The sequence below is a fragment of the Haloferax volcanii DS2 genome (genome assembly GCF_000025685.1).
Classification (GTDB): Archaea; Halobacteriota; Halobacteria; order Halobacteriales; family Haloferacaceae; genus Haloferax; species Haloferax volcanii.
On record NC_013967.1, the window covers coordinates 2,794,093 to 2,810,831 of the forward strand.

The window sequence follows — 16,739 nt, forward strand, 5'->3', positions numbered from 1 at the left end:
TTCTCCCGTGAGCGTGCTTCAACGCGACCCGCAGGACCGGGTACGAGTGCTCGACGAGGACGGGACCGTCGTCGGCGAGGTTCCCGACATCGACGACGAGACGCTCGTCGAGATGTACCGATACATGCGTCTCGCCCGGCACTTCGACACGCGGGCGGTGAGTCTCCAGCGACAGGGGCGGATGGGGACGTATCCGCCGCTGTCGGGACAGGAGGGCGCACAAATCGGGAGCGCAATCGCGCTCGACGAACAGGACTGGATGGTCCCGAGCTATCGCGAACACGGCGCGTCGCTGCTCCGGGGGCTTCCGCTGAAGCAGACGCTTCTGTACTGGATGGGCCACGAGAAGGGCAACGAGATGCCCGAGGGCGTGAACCTCTTCCCGCCCGCGGTCCCCATCGCTTCGCAGATTCCCCACGCGACCGGCGCGGCGTGGGCGAAGAAGCTCCGCGGCGAGGACGACACGGCCGTCATCTGTTACTTCGGTGACGGCGCGACCTCCGAGGGCGACTTCCACGAGGGGCTGAACTTCGCGGGCGTCTTCGACACCCCGAACGTCTTCTTCTGTAACAACAACCAGTGGGCCATCTCGGTGCCGCGGGAGCGACAGACCGCCTCCGAGACGCTGGCGCAGAAGGCGACCGCCTACGGCATCGACGGCGTGCAGGTCGACGGGATGGACCCGCTCGCGGTCTACTCCGTGACGAAGGCGGCGCTCGACAAGGCGAAGAACCCCGGCGAGGGCGAGGGCCGCCCGACGCTCATCGAGGCGGTCCAGTACCGCTTCGGCGCGCACACGACCGCCGACGACCCGACCGTCTACCGCGACGACGAGGAAGTCGAGAAGTGGAAGGCGAAAGACCCCATCCCGCGGCTGGAGGCGTTCCTCCGCGAGACGGGCCGGATCGACGACGAGGGCGTCGAGGCCATCGAAGAAGACGTGAAAGGGCGGGTCGCGGACGCCATCGAGGCGGCCGAGTCCGACCCGCGGCCGGACCCGAGCGAGATGTTCAACCACGCATACGCCGAGCGAACCCCGGAGATTCAAGCGCAGTACGAGGAGTTCGAGGCGCTCCGCGAGAAGTTCGGCGACGAAGGATTCCTCAGAGAATGAGCAGTCAGAACCTCACCATCGTGCAGGCGGTACGGGACGGTCTCTACACCGAGATGAACCTCGACGACGAGGTGCTCGTCATGGGCGAAGACGTCGGCAAGAACGGCGGCGTCTTCCGGGCTACGGAGGGCCTCTGGGACGAGTTCGGAGACGACCGCGTCATCGACACGCCGCTGGCCGAATCGGGCATCGTCGGCACGGCCATCGGCATGGCCGCGATGGGACTGAAGCCGGTCCCCGAGATTCAGTTCTCCGGCTTCATGTACCCCGGATTCGACCAAATCGTGAGCCACATGGGGCGGTTCCGCAACCGCACCCGCGGCCGCTACACGCTCCCCATGGTGCTTCGTGCGCCCTACGGCGGCGGCATCCGCGCCCCCGAGTCGCACTCGGAGTCCAAGGAGATGTTCTACGCGCACGAGGCCGGCCTGAAGGTCGTCATCCCCTCGACGCCGTACGACACGAAGGGACTGCTCATCTCCGCCATCCGCGACCCCGACCCGGTCATCTTCATGGAGCCGAAGCTCATCTACCGGGCGTTCCGCGGCGAAGTCCCGGAAGACGACTACACGGTCCCCATCGGCGAGGCCGCGGTTCGCCGCGAGGGCACGGACGTGTCCGTGTTCACCTTCGGCGCGATGACGCGCCCGACGCTGGAGGCCGTCGAGAACCTCGAAGAAGAGGGTATCGACGCCGAGGTCGTGGACATCCGAACCATCTCGCCGCTCGACCGCGAGACCATCGTGGAGTCGTTCAAGAAGACCGGCCGCGCGGTGGTCGTCCACGAGGCCCCGAAGAACGGCGGCCTCGGAGCCGAAATCACGGCGACGGTTCAGGAGGAGGCGCTGCTCTATCAGGAAGCGCCGGTCAAGCGCGTCGCGGGCTACGACGTGCCGTACCCGCTGTACGCGCTGGAGGACTACTACCTCCCGTCGGTCGCCCGCGTCGAAGAAGGTATTCGTGAGGCGGTGAACTTCTGAACGATGGCGCTCAAGGAATTCAAACTCCCCGACGTCGGTGAAGGCGTCGCGGAAGGCGAACTCGTAACGTGGCACGTCGCGCCGGGCGACGAGGTAACCGAAGACCAGGTGCTCGCGGAGGTCGAGACCGACAAGGCGCTCGTCGACGTGCCCTCGCCGTTCGACGGGACGGTGAAGGAACTCCTCGCCGAGGAGGGCGAGGTCGTCCCCGTCGGCGACGTCATCATCACCATTCAGGAGGATGGCGACGACGAGGAGGCCGCCGAGGCCGCCGACGCGGACGCCGAAGCGGCCGGGTCTGAGTCGGCCGAGGGCGACGACGGCGCTAGCGACGACGAGTCGGGTTCCGGCGGGCGCGTGTTCGCCCCGCCGAGCGTCCGTCGCCTCGCCCGCGAACTCGGCGTCGACCTCGACGCCGTCGACGGCAGCGGCCCGAGCGGCCGCGTGACCGAAGGCGACGTTCGCGCCGCCGCGGACGACGACGGCGACGAGGACGACGAGCCCAGCGGCCCGCGGACCGTCCAGACCAACGGGAAGTCCGCGACCGCGAAGCGCGACGAGGGAACGTCCGCGTCCGCCTCCTCGTCCGCGCCGACCGAGAGCGCCGACCGCGAGCAGACGCTCGCCGCGCCCGCGACCCGCGCGCTGGCCAAAGAGGAGGGCGTCGACATCGACGCGGTCCCCGCGACGGAGATGCGCGACGGCGAGGCGTTCGTCTCGCCCGAGGCCGTCCAGGAGTACGCCCAAGCACAGCGCGAGGCGCAGGCCGCGGACGCCGAGGCGGTGTCCGCCGAGGCCGACGCCGGAACCGCGACCGCCGAGGCGACGGTCGACGCGGCGAGTGAACCCGCACCGCCCGAGGCCGGCCCCGGTGCCGGCGAGCGCGTCCCCTACAAGGGCGTCCGCAAGGCCATCGGCGACCAGATGCAGCGGTCGAAGTACACCGCGCCGCACGTCACCCACCACGACGAGGTGGACGTGACGGAGCTCGTCGAACTGCGCGAACAGCTCAAGCCCGTCGCCGAGGAGCGCGGCTCGCGGCTGACCTACATGCCGTTCGTGATGAAGGCCGTCGTCGCGGCGCTGAAGGGCTTCCCGTACCTCAACTCGCAGCTCGACGAGGAAAACGAGGAAATCGTCCTGCGCGACGAGTACAACATCGGCGTCGCGGCCGCGACCGACGCCGGTCTGCTCGTCCCCGTCGTCCACGACGCGGACCGCAAGGGGATGCTCGAACTCGCCGACGAGATGAACGAGAAGGTCGAGAAGGCCCGCAACCGCAAAATCGCGCCCGAGGAGATGCGCGGCGGCACCTTCACCATCACCAACGTCGGCGGCATCGGCGGCGAGTACGCGACGCCGATTATCAACTACCCCGAGGTGGCGATTCTCGCGCTCGGAGCCATCAAAGAAAAGCCCCGGGTCGTCGACGGTGAGGTCGTGCCGCGAAACGTCCTCACCCTCTCGCTGTCGTTCGACCACCGCGTCGTCGACGGCGCGCAGGGCGCTCGGTTCACGAACCGCGTGAAGGAACTGCTCGAAGACCCCAAACTGCTGGTGTTAGAATAATGGTCGTCGGAGACATCGCAACCGGAACCGAACTGCTCGTCATCGGCGCGGGACCCGGCGGCTACGTCGCCGCCATCCGCGCCGCACAGAACGGCATCGACACGACGCTGGTCGAGAAGGACGCCTACGGGGGCACCTGCCTCAACTACGGCTGTATCCCATCGAAGGCGCTCATCACGGGGGCGAACCTCGCCCACGAGGCGGGCAACGCCGAGGAGATGGGCATCCACGCCGACCCCGTCGTGGACATGTCGCAACTGCGCGACTGGAAGAGCGGCGTCGTGGACCAACTCACCGGCGGCGTCGAGAAGCTCTGTAAGGCGAACGGCGTCAACCTCGTCGAGGGAACCGCCCGCTTCAAGGACGAGAACGCCGTCCGCATCGCCCACGGCGGCGAGGGGCAGGGCTCGGAGACCATCGAGTTCGAGCACTGCATCATCGCCACCGGCTCGCGCGTCATCCAGATTCCCGGTTTCGACTTCGGCGACGAGCCGGTGTGGTCGTCGCGCGACGCCCTCGAGGCCGACACCGTCCCGGAGCGACTGGTCGTCGTCGGCGGCGGCTACATCGGGATGGAGCTGTCCACGACGTTCGCCAAGCTCGGCGCGGACGTGACCGTCGTCGAGATGCTCGACGACATCCTGCCGGGCTACGAGTCCGACGTGGCCCGCGTCGTCCGCAAGCGCGCCGAAGAGCTCGGCATCGACATGCACCTCGGTGAGGGCGCGAGCGGCTGGCGCGAGGAGGACGACGGCATCATGGTGACGACCGAGACCGAAGACGGCGAGGAAAACGAGTACCGCGCCGACAAGGTGCTCGTCGCCGTCGGGCGCTCGCCCGTCACCGACACGATGGACATCGAGAACGCCGGCCTCGAAGCCGACGACCGCGGCTTCCTCTCGGTCGACGACCGCCGCCGCACCGACGTGGAGCACATCTACGCCGTCGGCGACGTGGTCGAGGACACGCCGATGCTCGCCCACGTCGCCTCGAAGGAGGGCATCGTCGCCGCCGAGCACGTCGCCGGCGAACCGGTCGCCTTCGACAGTCAGGCCGTCCCCGCCGCGGTGTTCACCGACCCCGAAATCGGCACGGTCGGCATGACCGAGGCCGACGCCGAGGAGGCCGGCTTCACGCCCGTCGTCGGGCAGATGCCCTTCCGGGCGTCCGGCCGCGCGCTGACGACGAACCACGCCGACGGCTTCGTCCGCGTCGTCGCCGACGAGGAGTCCGGCTTCGTCCTCGGGGCGCAAATCGTCGGCCCCGAGGCCTCCGAACTCATCGCCGAACTCGCGTTCGCCATCGAGATGGGCGCGACGCTCGAAGACGTGGCCTCGACCATCCACACCCACCCGACGCTCGCGGAAGCGGTCATGGAGGCCGCCGAGAACGCGCTCGGACAGGCGATTCACACCCTGAATCGGTGAGGAAGCGTCCGAAAAACGGCGAGCTGATTTTTTAAGCGGTCAGGTCGGCATCGAGTTCCGGGTCGAAGAGATCCTCGACGCGGCAGTCGAAGTACGCCGCCAGCTTGAACGCCAGTTCGAGCGAGGGGTCGTACCGCTCGCGCTCGATGGCGTTGATGGTCTGGCGGGTGACGCCGACCGCCTCTGCGAGTTCGCCTTGGCTGAGGTCGGCGGCCTCGCGGCGCGTTCGGAGCCCGTTTTTCATGTCCGAGCGCGGACCCAGAGGTAGCACAGGGCGAAGAGCCCGAACAGCCCGACGTAGCCGTACAGCGCGCCCGAGAGGAACGGCGAGACCTCGAACAGCCCGAGCGTCGCACCGAGTCGGGCGGCGGACGCGCCGAGGACGAGAACCACCGCGGTGACGGTCATGGTGAGCTGACTCGCCCGCCGTTCGAGCGAGCGGTCGCGCTCGTCGAACAGCGCGACGTCGGTGCCACGCCAGACGGCGAGCGCGGCGACGATGCCGAGCCAGTAGACGGCTTCCCCGAGGACGGGGTAGTCGAGGAATCGGAGGACGAGGGAGGCGAGGACGCCCGCTCCGATGGAACCGAACAGCAGGCGCCGGTACCGCCGTTGTCTGGAGAGCCGAGGCGTCGGTGAGCGTTGGACTTGTGACATAGTGCTGTGTAAAGCGCCGGTCGCGGGAAGCCGGGTGGAAAGTTCGCTTTACAGTAAAGTGTACTTTACACATCGACTTAATCGTTGTCCCCGTTCGGTCGCGTCGCTCCGGGGTTCGCACAGTCGCAAAAAGAGCAGTTCAGCGTCGGTTCAGTTCTGTTCTGTCCTGTCCTGTCTGGGTCGCGGTCGCAGTCGCGGTCGCGCTCACCCGTCGTCGAACCACCACAGCGCCAACATCGTCCCCACGACTGCCACGGCCGCGGGAAGCGACTCGTCGACGCCGAGTGTGCGGACATCGAGGAGGACGACGCCCTCGAACAGGGCGGCGACCGCGAGAACCACGAAGGCGAAGCCCGCCACCCAGAGTTCGGGCGTGTTGACGTCGCTGATTGCCATGCGCGGCGCTACGGGCCGAGATGTGATAAGTGTTAGCAGAACACAAGCGGTCTACTCGTCGGCGTCGAGAATCCCGTGGCTCTCGAAGAGCTTTCCGAGTCGGTCCATGGAGGCGACGACGGCGTCGCAGGCCGGGCGGACCGCGTCCTTGGGGACGAAGCCGACCGAGAGGCCGGCGACTTCGAGCATCGGGAGGTCGTTCGCGCCGTCGCCGACCGCGACCGTTCGGTCCATGGGTACGTCGAGTTCGGCGGCGTGAGTCTCCAGCGCCGTGTCCTTCGTGCCCTCGATGAGCGACCCTTCCACGTCGCCGGTGAGTCGGCCGCCCTTCACGGGCAGGCGGTTCGAGACGATGTCGTCGACTTCGACGCCTTCCTTTTCGAGCGCGCGCTCGACGCCGCGTTCGAAGCCGCCGGTGAAGATGGCGACGTGGTGGCCGTAGTCGCGGAGGCGCTGGATGAGGTCGGCCGCGCCGGGGCGGAGTTCGACCTCGCCGTAAGCTTCCTCTGCGAGTTCCTCTTCGAGGCCTTCGAGGAGGCGGGCGCGCGACCGGAGGCTCTCCGCGTAGCTCATCTCGTCGTTCATGGCTCGTTCGGTGATGTCGGCCATCTCGTCGGCCGTGCCGTTCTTTTTGCCGAGGAGAACCGTCATCTCGGAGTCCGAGAGCGTGCCGTCGAAGTCGAAGGCGATGATGCGCATATCTGCCCGTCGTCGCCGCGGGGTTTCAAAGCTTCCGCGTCGGCAGTTATGCGGCGCGGGAGGGACGCTGGCGAGCCGACCGCCGGGAAACCGCGGCGACGCCGCGCACAGCTATTTATCCATCGTCTCCCTGACAACACCGTATGGACGACCTCCACGACGCCGAACACGAGACGCTCAGCGACGTCGAAGCCGACCTTGCCGGGGACTTCGGCGAGGAAGGAGACAGTCCGCTCCGACAGTTCGTCCGAAGCCTGCACGACCTCGACGAGGCCGAGGTGCGCGCGGTCGGCCAGTACGACGGCGAGGCGTTCGAACTGCTCTACCTCCGCGACGATATCGACGAGGCGCTCGAACCGGACGCGCGCACCGAGCGCGTGAAGACGCTCGTTATGAAGGCGCTCGGCGAGCCAGTCAACGAACCCGAACTCGACGACTACGGGGAGTTGAACGCCGTCATCCGGTGGTTCGACGAGGTCGTCGTCGCCATCTATCCGCACGACGAGTGGTCGGGGGCCATCGCGACGTTCGACCGGGCGAACTCGCCGCTGGTCGACCTCGCGGTGACGCACCTGTCGTGAGAAGGCTCGCCGGCCGCCTCCGGAACCCGCTCAGATTCGAAGCGGCGTCCACGACCGCGGGCCGTCGTCGAGGCCGCGGACCCGGAACTCGGGGTCGCCGTCGGTGTCGCGCGTCTCGACGAAGCCGTCGAACGGCTGTTTGAGGAGCGCGAGTTCGCGCTCGTCGACGAAGCCGGTGTCGAGCGTGAAGACGCCCGTGAACCCGGCCGCGGAGATGCGGCCCGTGATGACGTGGAGGAACTGGAACAGCCGCTTGAGGTCGGTGTACATCACGAGCGTCGAAAGAACGTGCAGGCCGACGCGGGCCGACCGACTCGCCTCGTAGTGCTCCCGGAGCGACTCGGTCAGGTGGATGCCGATGCCGGTCAGGTCGCCGGGGCTGGAGACGTACCGGAGGTTTCCCGCGTCGGCGCGGTCATCGAGGAGGTCGGCGACGCTCGTCGTGTCGATGACCTCGAACTGCTCCGGGGGCGACCCGCTGATGTACGACAGCTCCCGTGCGATGCTCGGGGCGGGCTTTTTCGTCGTCACGACGACCGTCCCCGCGTCGGTACGCTCGCCGGGCGCGAGTATCGAGAGCATGAGCCGCCGCTTCCGCGTCATCGTCGGGCCGGCGATGAGCACGGACCCGGAGTCCGGAAGCGACACCTCGGGCGGTTGCGTCGCCGGCGAAGCGTTCTCGGGACGGAAGACCATCTACTGAATCTATCGGACTCGCGCAGATAATACTAGTGGGCGAACGTGTTGGTACTCCAGCCCATGCGAGACAGTCTCAATGTCACGATATCGGCCGTTGTGACAACCCTTAACCCGCACGGGTCAGACCCTACGCGCATGAAGGTACTCGTCACGGACCCGATCGCCGACGCGGGTCTGGACCGGTTACGCGAGGCCGGTTACGAGGTAGAGACCGCGTACGACGTCGAAGGTGACGCGCTGCTCGAAGCCGTCTCCGACGCGAACGGGCTCATCGTCCGCTCCGGAACGCAGGTGACCGCCGAGGTGTTCGAGGCGGCACCCGACCTCGTCATCGTCGGACGCGCCGGCATCGGCGTCGACAACATCGACATCGACGCCGCGACTCAACACGGCGTCATCGTCGCCAACGCACCCGAGGGGAACGTCCGCGCCGCCGCCGAACACACGGTGGCGATGGGCTTCGCCGCCGCGCGCTCGATTCCGCAGGCCCACGCCCGCCTGAAAGACGGCGAGTGGGCCAAGTCCGACTACCTCGGCAACGAGGTCAACGGCAAGATCCTCGGCGTCGTCGGCCTCGGCCGCGTCGGCCAAGAGGTCGCAAAGAAGTTCTCGTCGCTCGGGATGGACATCGTCGCCTACGACCCCTACATCGGCGAGGAGCGCGCCGACCAGCTCGGTGCCGAACTCGTCGAGTTCGACGCCTGTCTCTCCCGCGCCGACTTCCTCACCGTCCACACGCCGCTGACCCCCGAGACGGAGGGGCTCATCTCCACCGACGAACTCGAAACGATGGGGAGCGGCTACCTCGTCAACTGCGCCCGCGGCGGCGTCGTCGACGAGGCCGCCCTCGCCGAGGCCGTCGACGCCGGCGTCATCGACGGGGCCGCAGTCGACGTGTTCGCCGACGAGCCGGTCTCGCCCGACAACCCGCTTCTCTCCGTCGACGACGTGGTCGTCACGCCGCACCTCGGCGCGTCCACCTCGGCCGCACAGGAGAACGTCGCCGTCTCGACGGCCGACCAAATCGTCGCCGCGTTCCGCGACGAGCCGGTCATCAACGCGCTCAACGCGCCCTCGGTCGACGAGAGCGCCTTCCCGCGCATCCAGCCGTACATCGGCCTCGCCGAGACCGCCGGTAAAATCGCCGCCCAACTGCTCGACGGCCGCCTCAACGAGGTCGAGGTCACCTACACCGGCGACATCGCCGCCGAGGATATCGAACTCGTCACGGCCTCCGCGCTGAAGGGCGTCTTCGCGCCGCTCGAATGGCAGGTCAACGCCGTCAACGCCCCGCAGGTCGCAGAGGAGCGCGGCATCGAGGTCGTCGAGTCGAAGTCCCGCCAGTCCGACGACTTCCAGAGCCTCGTGACCGTCACCGTCCGCAACGGCGACGAGGAGATGACCGTCTCGGGGACGCTGTTCACCGGCGAGGACCCGCGCATCGTCCGCATCAACGGCTACCGGCTGGACGCCATCCCGTACGGCCAGATGCTCGTCGCCCGCAACTACGACAAGCCGGGAGTCATCGGCTTCATCGGGACTGTCCTCGGCGAGAACGACGTGAACATCGCCGGGATGTTCAACGCCCGCCGCGCGAAGGCCGGCGGCGAGGCGCTGACCGTCTACAACCTCGACGACGACGTGCCCGAAAGCGTCCGCGAGAAGCTCCTCGCCGACGCCCGCATCATCGACGTCGACCTCATCACGCTCTGAAGCGGCCGACCCGAATCTTCTGAAAAACGAGACGAGCTACCGTCGGCCGAGCGCCGACGCGACGCCCTCGACCACGCGCCCGACGGCGGACCGCACCGCGTCGGCCGCGTTCGATTCGACTCCCGAGCGGCGCGACCGGTCGTTTCGCGGGGCCGAGCGGCCGCGGGTCTGTTTTCGGCTCCCGTCCCGACGCTCGGCCAGCAACCGTTCGTAGCGGTCGATTATCTCCTGTTGGTTCGTTTCGGCGCTGTCGAGTCGGGCGTTGAGCCGAGCGTTCGCGCGCCGAAGCGCCTCGTTCTCGCGCTGGAGGGCGTCTCGGCCCCGCGCGTCGGCGGGGGGCGACGGGCGGCGACCGCGCGACTGCTGACGACTGCGCGACTGCTGACGGCCGCGCGACTGCGAGGCCGTGGACGCCTGTGCTGACGGAGTCGCGGACGCGGGCGAGGACGAGGGCGCTGACGAGGCCGTAGATGCGTTGGTGGACGTGGCCGAAGACGCGGGGGCTGCGGAGGCCGAAGACGCGGTTTCGGACGGCCCGTTGTCGATTCCGTCCGGCGGGTACGTTCTCGAACCGGCCCCGTCCCGGCTGACGGTCCCGGTCGGCATACTGCTGAGCGACATCGTGTGCCACGACGTACCACAGAATGAAAAGAATGTGTCAGACGCGCACCCGACGCGCGTCATCGCCGGCGGTCGGACCGCGGCGAGCGCCGTCGTGTGCGGCCGTCAGCGACGGTCAGCCACGGTCGGACCGAACCGGTCGCGCCTACTCGGCGAGGTGTTCGAGGACCGCTTCGGTGTCGTTCGGGACGGGTTCGGGGTCGTCGCCCGCTTCGAACGCCGCGTCGGGGTCCTTCAGCAGGTGGCCCGTCGTGAGACAGACGACCTGTTCGTCCGCGTCGACGACGCCCTCGGCGCGGAGCTTTCGGAGGCCGGCGACGGAGGCGGCGGAGGCGGGTTCGACGCCGACGCCCTCGGCCGCGAGGTCGCGCTGCGCCGCGGTGATTTCCTCGTCGGAGACGGCGACGGCCGTGCCGTCGGTCTCGCGGATGCCGGGGAGCGCCTTCGGCGCGTTGACCGGGTTGCCGATGCGGATGGCGGTCGCACGCGTCTCGACGTCGTCCCAGCGGCGGGTTTCGTCCCAGCCGTTCTCGATAGCTTCGACCATCGGGGCCGCACCCTCGGCCTGCACGCCGGTCAGTTTCGGCACGTCGTCGACGTCGAGCGCGCCCGACTGGACGAGTTCGCGGAACGCCTTGTAGAGCGCGGAGGTGTTGCCCGCGTTGCCGACGGGGAGGACGATGCGGTCCGGGTAGCTGCCGTAGTCCTCGTGAAACTCCTCTAGGATTTCGAGGCCGATGGTCTTCTGGCCCTCCAAGCGGAAGGGGTTCAGCGAGTTGAGGAGGTACGCCTCGCCGCGGGCGGCGAGGTCCTGGACGATGTCGAGACAGGAGTCGAAGTTGCCGTCGACTTCGAGGATGCGCGCGTCGTGGAGCGACGCCTGCGCGATTTTCCCGGCGGCGACCTTCCCGGCGGGGAGCAACACGAGCGTCTCCATCCCGCCGCGCGCGCCGTAGGCGGCGAGCGCCGCGGAGGTGTTGCCGGTCGAGGCGCAGGCGAGGCGGCCGACGCCGAGTTCCTTCGCCACGCGGACGCCGACGGTCATGCCGCGGTCCTTGAACGAGCCGGTGGGGTTCATCCCCTCGTGTTTGACGCGGAGCGTCTCGACGCCCACGTCGGCTTCGAGGCGGGGTACCTCGTGGAGCGGCGTCGCGCCCTCGGGGAGCGAGACGCCCTCCTCGAAGGGGAGCGCGGCGTTGTAGCGCCAGACGCCGCGGCCCTCGAAGTCGTCCCAGGTCGGCGGGGACGCGTAGCGGACTTCGAGGAGGCCGTCGCAGTCGTCGCAGGTGTACCGAACGTCCTCGAACGGCGCGAACTGCGCGCCGCACGCGATACATTCGAGCCAGGTGCCGTCGGCGGCGACGGATGGCTCCTCGGGGGCGGGTGCCGTGAGTTCGAGGCTCATTGCTCGGGCGGTGGCACCAGAGGGACAAAAGCGGGCGGGTTTGGGCGGCACCTGCCGGGCGACGGGCTCACCGGGGACGCGGTCGGCCGCGAGCCTACGACTCGCCGAAGGCGTCGATGCGGGCGTGAACGTCCTCCGCCCACTCGTCGAGCGCGGCGTGCATCATCTCCTTGGCCTCGGGGAGCGGGGTCGCCGTGTACTGGTAGACGTAGCCGCCGGGGTCGAGCAGGCGGCGCTTGCGCTCGGTGAGGCCCTTGTCGAGGAGCGTCGTCAAAGAGCGGTTGACGTTGCTGCGGTCGCGGTCGAGCACCTCCGCCAACTCCGCGACGGTGCTTCCGGGGTTGTCGAGTAGTGCGAGATACGTCCGGCTCTCGTGGCTCTGGATGCCGAAGACGCACGCGAGGACCTGTCCGAAGTTCGGGTCCTCGGTCTCCATCAGTTCGCCCATGTCCGGTGCGTCGGCCATGCACACCTGTTCGCCGTGCGTCGGATTAAACCCTCACTTACAGGCGAGCGAGCGGCCGCCGCGGCCGGGAACCGCACCGACGCTACTCTTTCGCGTAGCCCATCTTCAGCACGCAGGCGCGCATCCCGTCTTCGTCCTCGTGTTTGTGGAGCGTCGTCGGCGTGTCGCAGTAAAAGACCGTCCCGTCGTGGCGGAGCGTCACCTCGTGGACGCCGCCGAGCAGTTCCGCTTGGACGACGACGCGGCGACCCTCGCGGAGCGCGTCGAGGATTTCGTCTGCGGTCAGTTCGCCGGACTCGACTCGGAGTGGCTCGGGCATACCGGAGGGTCGCGGGCGAGCGGTATCAGTATTGTCGATGGGGGCGCGTGCCGACGGCGGGCGGCGAGTCGAGCCGAACCCGGACCCGGACCCGGCTCAGTTCGTCGTCCAGTTAGACCGGTGTTCCTCGTCGGTCGTCGGCACCTCCACGCCCTCGACGGCCTCCGCGACCTCGGTCTCTTTCGGCGTGTCGATGTGCCAGCGGTCGATTTCGTCCTTGAAGTCGCGCAGCGTCTCCGACACCATCGACTTCAGTTCGTCGTCGTTGACGTTCACCTCGAAGACGAACCGCTCGTCGCCGGAGGCGCGGCCGACCCGCTGGATGTTCGCGCTCACGAGTTCGTTGTCGAAGTAGTACGGAGCCAACTGGGTCATCACGTTGCGGTAGACCGTGTCCTCGACCTTCCGCAGCGCCTTCCGGCCGGCGGAGTCTGCCGCGCGGGCGACGTAGTTGATGGAGTCCTGCCACGACTCGACGGCCCCCTCGTTGTCGCCCTCCTCGACACGCTCGTAGGACCGAGAGAGCTTCTCGCCCGCCGTCTTGAGGTCGTCGTTGGGCGTCTTGCCCGCCTTCTCGCCCTCGCCCTCGCCGACGCTGGCCTGCTGGGCCGTCTTCTCGTTTACGTCCTCACCGAGTCGCTCGTGGGACTTCGGTCGCCACTCGTCCCAGTCGTCGAAGGCGGCGCTGTCGACGTCGGCGTCGCGGAGCGCGCGGGTGATTCGCTCCCCGTGTTCGACGACCTCGTCCCAGGTGCCACGGCGTTTGAACCCGGAGATGCTCTCTTCCATTGTCGTTGACGGGAGTACGTGCCAGATGGTATAAACTCTGCGAGGGGACGGTTCGCACACGGGTGAGAACGTCTAGCGGTCGCCGTAGACGAAGCGCTCGGCGGCCGCGTCGAGGCGAGCCGACAGCCGACCGAGCCACGCCCCCGGCGACGCGGCCCGAAGCGCCGCCTCGTCGAGTTCGATTCGGTCGTCGCCGAGCGGATCGCGAGACTCGTCGGCGGTGGCGTCCACGACGGTCGTTATCGAACACCGACCGCACCCCTCGCGGGTCGAGTCTGCCATGCGCCGCGCTTCGGAACCTTCACGAATAAACCTTGGTTTCCGGGCGGGTCGCGACGGGCTTATACGGTCGAACGTGTTGCTCCGTCTCATGGGATATCGCGTCGTGGACGCAACCGCCGTCGAGCCCGCCGACGACCGCCCGTGCGAACTCCGCCGCATCGGCGGCGAGGCCGGCTTGGAGACCGTCGCGCTCAACCGCTTCCGGGCCGCCCCCGGCGAGCAGGTGCCGCTTTCGTACCACTACCACACAGAACAGGAGGAGGCGTTCTACGTCCTCTCGGGCACGCTGTTCGTCGAGACGCCCGACGAGACGTTCGAAGTCGGCGCTGACGGCCTGTTCGTCGCTGACCCCGAGAGCCCCCACCGGGCGTACAACCCCGAGGACGCCGCGGAGCCGGTCGAACTGCTCGCGCTCGGCTCGCCGGCCGTGTCGGGCGATGCCGTGCCCTACGACTCCGACGAGGAATGAAGAGCGTCGAACCCGAGGACGCCGAGGGGGCGGGAAACCCGGATGGGCCGGAGGAGTCGGATGCGTCGGCCACGGAGTCCGCCCTCGACCGCCCCGAGTGGGACGACGAGTACCTCGACCGGGCGGCCGAGCGGCTCATGTACAACTACGACTTGCAGCGGGAGTACGCCGTCCGCGGCGAGCGATTCGACCTGTTCGGCTCGATGCGGATGGAGGGCCAAAAGCAGTTCCTCCACCGGTCTATCAACTACGCCAACCACCACGCGATGGAGTACATGTTCGCGCGGCGGGTCGACGCGGCCACCGTCGCCGAACTCGAACGGCTCGTCGAACTGGGCCACGCGCTCGCCGACGAGTGGATAGAACCCGACGAGGAGCACTACGGGACGGAGTTCACGTTCGTGCTCGTCGCCGACGCGGTGCCGGAGGAAGTTCGGGCGTTCGTGTCCGACTTCGCGGACCGGACGCTCCTGAAGTTCGGCTACTACGGCCACTACGAGGTGAACCTCGCCGTCGTCGCGCCGAGCGACGAGGACGCCGCGGCGAGCCGCAACGCCGACTCGGTCGCCGCGTTCACGCTCTGGAGCGACGGCTCGCCGGCCGCCGCAGACGGACTGTTGGACCGACTCCTCGGGAAGCTGCGTCGGTGAAAAAAGCGGCGTCGGAACGGCGAACGGTCGCGCGTCAGTCGTCGCTCGGCTGCGGCCGACCGCCGCGACCGCCACCGCCGCCCGAACTCCGGGCGTCTTTGATGTTGTCGTAGCCGATTTTCACCAGCGACAGCGCCAGATAGACGAGCACCAGCGCGAGGACGATTTGGACGACCGCCGACACCATCGCGAAGGTGCCCGCCGAGGCCATCCACTCGGGGTTCATGAACTTCGCGTAGACGTTGTCGTGGAACGCGAGCCACAGCAGGCCCAGCGACGTGATGGTCGTCATGAGAGCCATCGGCAGGCCCGTGCTGAGAAGCTGCTTGGAGTCGTCCCAGTTGGCGAGCCAGACGGTCGCGGTCAGGAGCGCCAGCGCGGCGAGCAGCTGGTTCGCGCCCCCGAACAGCTGCCAGAGCGTCAGCCACGAGCCGCTCGTGATGAGGATGTACGCCGGCAGCGACTGCACGAACGCGTTGCCGTAGCGGTTGGTCGCGAACTCCTCGACCGGCGTCTCGGGCGTCCCGACGATTTCCTCCATCATGTAGCGACCGAGGCGAACCGCGGTGTCGGTCGAGGTGAGGAGGAAGCTGACCAGCACGAGGGCCATGAACGGCCCGCCGAAGTCAGTCGGGATGCCGAAGCTCGACAGGATGACGCCGCCGCCCGCGGCGAACGTCGGCAGCGCGAGGCCGATACCGCCGCCCACGTCGGGCGCGATGATGGCGACCGTCGCCAGCGCGACGGTGGCGAGGAGGCCCTCACCGAGCATGCCGCCGTAGCCGATGACGCGCGCGTCGGACTCCTTGTTCAGTTGTTTCGAGGTCGTGCCCGACGAGACGAGCGAGTGGAACCCGCTGATGGTCCCGCAGGCGATGGTGATGAACAGAAGCGGGAACAGCGGCGCGCCGGAGCGCCCGATGAACCCGTAGTACGGTTCGAGGTTCGTCACGAGCGGCTGGGTCGGGTTCGTGAAGAACGTGCCCACGACGATAGCGACGAGCGCGCCGCCGACGCCCGCGTACAGCAGGAACGACGAGAGGTAGTCGCGCGGTTGCAGGAGCACCCAGACCGGGAGGGCGCTGGCGATGGCCCCGTAGACGAGGATGAGCGGCACCCACGCCGCGGTGTTCCCGTTGAACGAACTCGCGCCCGGGAGCCACGAGCCGGAGCCGGAGAACAGGACGAACGTCTCGGCGGGCGCGCGGGCCGCGGGCTCGAACAGCGCAATCGGGAACTGAATCCCCGCGTAGACGCCGACGAACATCGCCACGACGAAGACGGCCGTCCCGAGCAGGAACGGGAGGTTCAGTTGGTAGAGGTAGACGCCGAACAGCACCGCGAGGACGATGTACACCAGACTCGCCGTGGCGGCCTCCGGATAGGCGTTGAACACGATGGCCACCACGAGGGCGAACACCGCGACGACGAGGACGATGGTGAGAAACGCGAACCACAACAGCATGTTCTTGCCGCGCTCGCCGACGTACTCGCCGATGATGTAGCCGATAGACTTCCCGTCGTGTCGCAGACTGCTCGACAGCGACACGAAGTCGTGAACGCTCCCGAGAAGCGGGTTGCCGATGGCGATCCACGCGAGCGCCGGGAGCCAGCCCCACACCACGCCCGCCGTAATCGGCCCGACAATCGGCGCGCCGCCCGCGATGCTCGAATAGTGATGCCCCAGTAACACCGGCTTTTTCGCCGGAACGTATTCTTGGCCGTCTTCGTACTTGTGCGCTGGCGTCTCACGACTGTCGTCGAGTTCGACGAACTGCGCGAGATATCGGGAGTAACCGAGATACCCGACGGTAAACAACGCAAGCACCGTGACGACCAACCAGATGACTTGTACCATGGTACGCTGCCCCACTCGGTGACACGAAAATGCCCACCTTAACGT

Annotated in this window: 20 protein-coding genes; 8 read left to right on the plus strand and 12 right to left on the minus strand. The window is 68.0% G+C overall.

The annotated features are described in order from the left end of the window. Nucleotides 1-7 precede the first annotated feature (7 nt). From pdhA to lpdA, 4 genes are read left to right on the plus strand one after another with little or no spacing between them, the layout of a single operon-like run. A complete protein-coding gene (gene pdhA / locus HVO_RS19005) occupies nucleotides 8-1,114 on the plus strand; it encodes a pyruvate dehydrogenase (acetyl-transferring) E1 component subunit alpha (RefSeq protein WP_004044818.1) in 1,107 nt (368 codons plus the stop codon). After that, the gene (locus HVO_RS19010) at nucleotides 1,111-2,094 is read left to right on the plus strand and encodes an alpha-ketoacid dehydrogenase subunit beta (protein ID WP_004044820.1); all 984 of its coding nucleotides are present in this window, start codon (nucleotides 1,111-1,113) and stop codon (nucleotides 2,092-2,094) included. Before pdhA ends, HVO_RS19010 begins: the two co-directional genes overlap by 4 nt. Nucleotides 2,095-2,097: 3 nt before the next feature. Next, the gene (locus HVO_RS19015; protein ID WP_004044823.1) at nucleotides 2,098-3,663 is read left to right on the plus strand and encodes a dihydrolipoamide acetyltransferase family protein; all 1,566 of its coding nucleotides are present in this window, start codon (nucleotides 2,098-2,100) and stop codon (nucleotides 3,661-3,663) included. Further along, entirely contained in the window at nucleotides 3,663-5,090 is a 1,428-nt protein-coding gene (lpdA, locus tag HVO_RS19020) for a dihydrolipoyl dehydrogenase (RefSeq protein WP_004044825.1), read from the plus strand. Before HVO_RS19015 ends, lpdA begins: the two co-directional genes overlap by 1 nt. Before the next feature lie 31 nt (nucleotides 5,091-5,121). Here the strand turns inward: lpdA and HVO_RS19025 are convergent, their stop codons facing one another. From HVO_RS19025 to serB, 4 genes are all read right to left on the minus strand, one after another. After that, a complete protein-coding gene (locus HVO_RS19025; protein WP_004044826.1) occupies nucleotides 5,122-5,334 on the minus strand; it encodes a helix-turn-helix transcriptional regulator in 213 nt (70 codons plus the stop codon). Further along, nucleotides 5,331-5,747 carry a DUF2178 domain-containing protein gene (locus tag HVO_RS19030; protein WP_004044828.1) on the minus strand — a complete coding sequence of 139 codons (417 nt, stop codon included), beginning with the start codon at nucleotides 5,745-5,747 and terminating at the stop codon, nucleotides 5,331-5,333. Before HVO_RS19030 ends, HVO_RS19025 begins: the two co-directional genes overlap by 4 nt. Nucleotides 5,748-5,951: 204 nt before the next feature. Beyond that, nucleotides 5,952-6,143, minus strand: a complete 192-nt coding sequence (locus tag HVO_RS19035) for a hypothetical protein (RefSeq protein ID WP_004044830.1) — start codon at nucleotides 6,141-6,143, stop codon at nucleotides 5,952-5,954. 51 nt (nucleotides 6,144-6,194) lie between these two features. After that, nucleotides 6,195-6,842, minus strand: coding sequence for a phosphoserine phosphatase SerB (gene serB / locus HVO_RS19040; RefSeq protein WP_004044832.1), 648 nt, complete (start codon nucleotides 6,840-6,842; stop codon nucleotides 6,195-6,197). A 143-nt stretch (nucleotides 6,843-6,985) separates the two neighbouring features. On the opposite strand from serB, the gene HVO_RS19045 reads away from it, so the two are divergent. After that, complete coding sequence (locus HVO_RS19045) at nucleotides 6,986-7,423, plus strand: hypothetical protein (RefSeq protein ID WP_004044833.1); 438 nt, start codon at nucleotides 6,986-6,988, stop codon at nucleotides 7,421-7,423. A 30-nt stretch (nucleotides 7,424-7,453) separates the two neighbouring features. Here the strand turns inward: HVO_RS19045 and HVO_RS19050 are convergent, their stop codons facing one another. Next, complete coding sequence (locus HVO_RS19050) at nucleotides 7,454-8,119, minus strand: DUF7504 family protein (RefSeq protein WP_004044834.1); 666 nt, start codon at nucleotides 8,117-8,119, stop codon at nucleotides 7,454-7,456. Between the two features lie 138 nt (nucleotides 8,120-8,257). Between HVO_RS19050 and serA the strand changes: the two genes are divergently transcribed. Continuing rightward, nucleotides 8,258-9,835, plus strand: coding sequence for a phosphoglycerate dehydrogenase (gene serA, locus HVO_RS19055; RefSeq protein WP_004044835.1), 1,578 nt, complete (start codon nucleotides 8,258-8,260; stop codon nucleotides 9,833-9,835). A 36-nt stretch (nucleotides 9,836-9,871) separates the two neighbouring features. Here serA and HVO_RS19060 read toward each other — a convergent pair whose 3' ends face one another. The 6 genes from HVO_RS19060 to HVO_RS19085 all read right to left on the minus strand — a co-directional run bounded on the left by HVO_RS19060 (nucleotide 9,872) and on the right by HVO_RS19085 (nucleotide 13,717). Then, nucleotides 9,872-10,456, minus strand: coding sequence for a hypothetical protein (locus tag HVO_RS19060; protein ID WP_049914907.1), 585 nt, complete (start codon nucleotides 10,454-10,456; stop codon nucleotides 9,872-9,874). A 145-nt stretch (nucleotides 10,457-10,601) separates the two neighbouring features. After that, the gene (thrC, locus tag HVO_RS19065) at nucleotides 10,602-11,861 is read right to left on the minus strand and encodes a threonine synthase (RefSeq protein ID WP_004044837.1); all 1,260 of its coding nucleotides are present in this window, start codon (nucleotides 11,859-11,861) and stop codon (nucleotides 10,602-10,604) included. Between the two features lie 94 nt (nucleotides 11,862-11,955). Further along, entirely contained in the window at nucleotides 11,956-12,327 is a 372-nt protein-coding gene (locus HVO_RS19070; RefSeq protein WP_004044838.1) for a helix-turn-helix domain-containing protein, read from the minus strand. An 82-nt stretch (nucleotides 12,328-12,409) separates the two neighbouring features. After that, nucleotides 12,410-12,646 carry a hypothetical protein gene (locus HVO_RS19075; protein ID WP_004044839.1) on the minus strand — a complete coding sequence of 79 codons (237 nt, stop codon included), beginning with the start codon at nucleotides 12,644-12,646 and terminating at the stop codon, nucleotides 12,410-12,412. 96 nt (nucleotides 12,647-12,742) lie between these two features. Further along, nucleotides 12,743-13,435 (minus strand): DUF5828 family protein, encoded by a 693-nt coding sequence (locus HVO_RS19080; protein ID WP_004044841.1) that lies wholly within the window; start codon nucleotides 13,433-13,435, stop codon nucleotides 12,743-12,745. A gap of 72 nt (nucleotides 13,436-13,507) precedes the next feature. Next, nucleotides 13,508-13,717 carry a hypothetical protein gene (locus HVO_RS19085; RefSeq protein ID WP_004044843.1) on the minus strand — a complete coding sequence of 70 codons (210 nt, stop codon included), beginning with the start codon at nucleotides 13,715-13,717 and terminating at the stop codon, nucleotides 13,508-13,510. A gap of 88 nt (nucleotides 13,718-13,805) precedes the next feature. Between HVO_RS19085 and HVO_RS19090 the strand changes: the two genes are divergently transcribed. After that, nucleotides 13,806-14,186, plus strand: coding sequence for a cupin domain-containing protein (locus HVO_RS19090; protein WP_004044844.1), 381 nt, complete (start codon nucleotides 13,806-13,808; stop codon nucleotides 14,184-14,186). Continuing rightward, complete coding sequence (locus tag HVO_RS19095) at nucleotides 14,183-14,836, plus strand: hypothetical protein (RefSeq protein ID WP_004044850.1); 654 nt, start codon at nucleotides 14,183-14,185, stop codon at nucleotides 14,834-14,836. Before HVO_RS19090 ends, HVO_RS19095 begins: the two co-directional genes overlap by 4 nt. 34 nt (nucleotides 14,837-14,870) lie before the next feature. Here HVO_RS19095 and HVO_RS19100 read toward each other — a convergent pair whose 3' ends face one another. Further along, the gene (locus HVO_RS19100; RefSeq protein ID WP_004044855.1) at nucleotides 14,871-16,694 is read right to left on the minus strand and encodes a carbon starvation CstA family protein; all 1,824 of its coding nucleotides are present in this window, start codon (nucleotides 16,692-16,694) and stop codon (nucleotides 14,871-14,873) included. Between the last annotated feature and the right edge of the window lie 45 nt (nucleotides 16,695-16,739).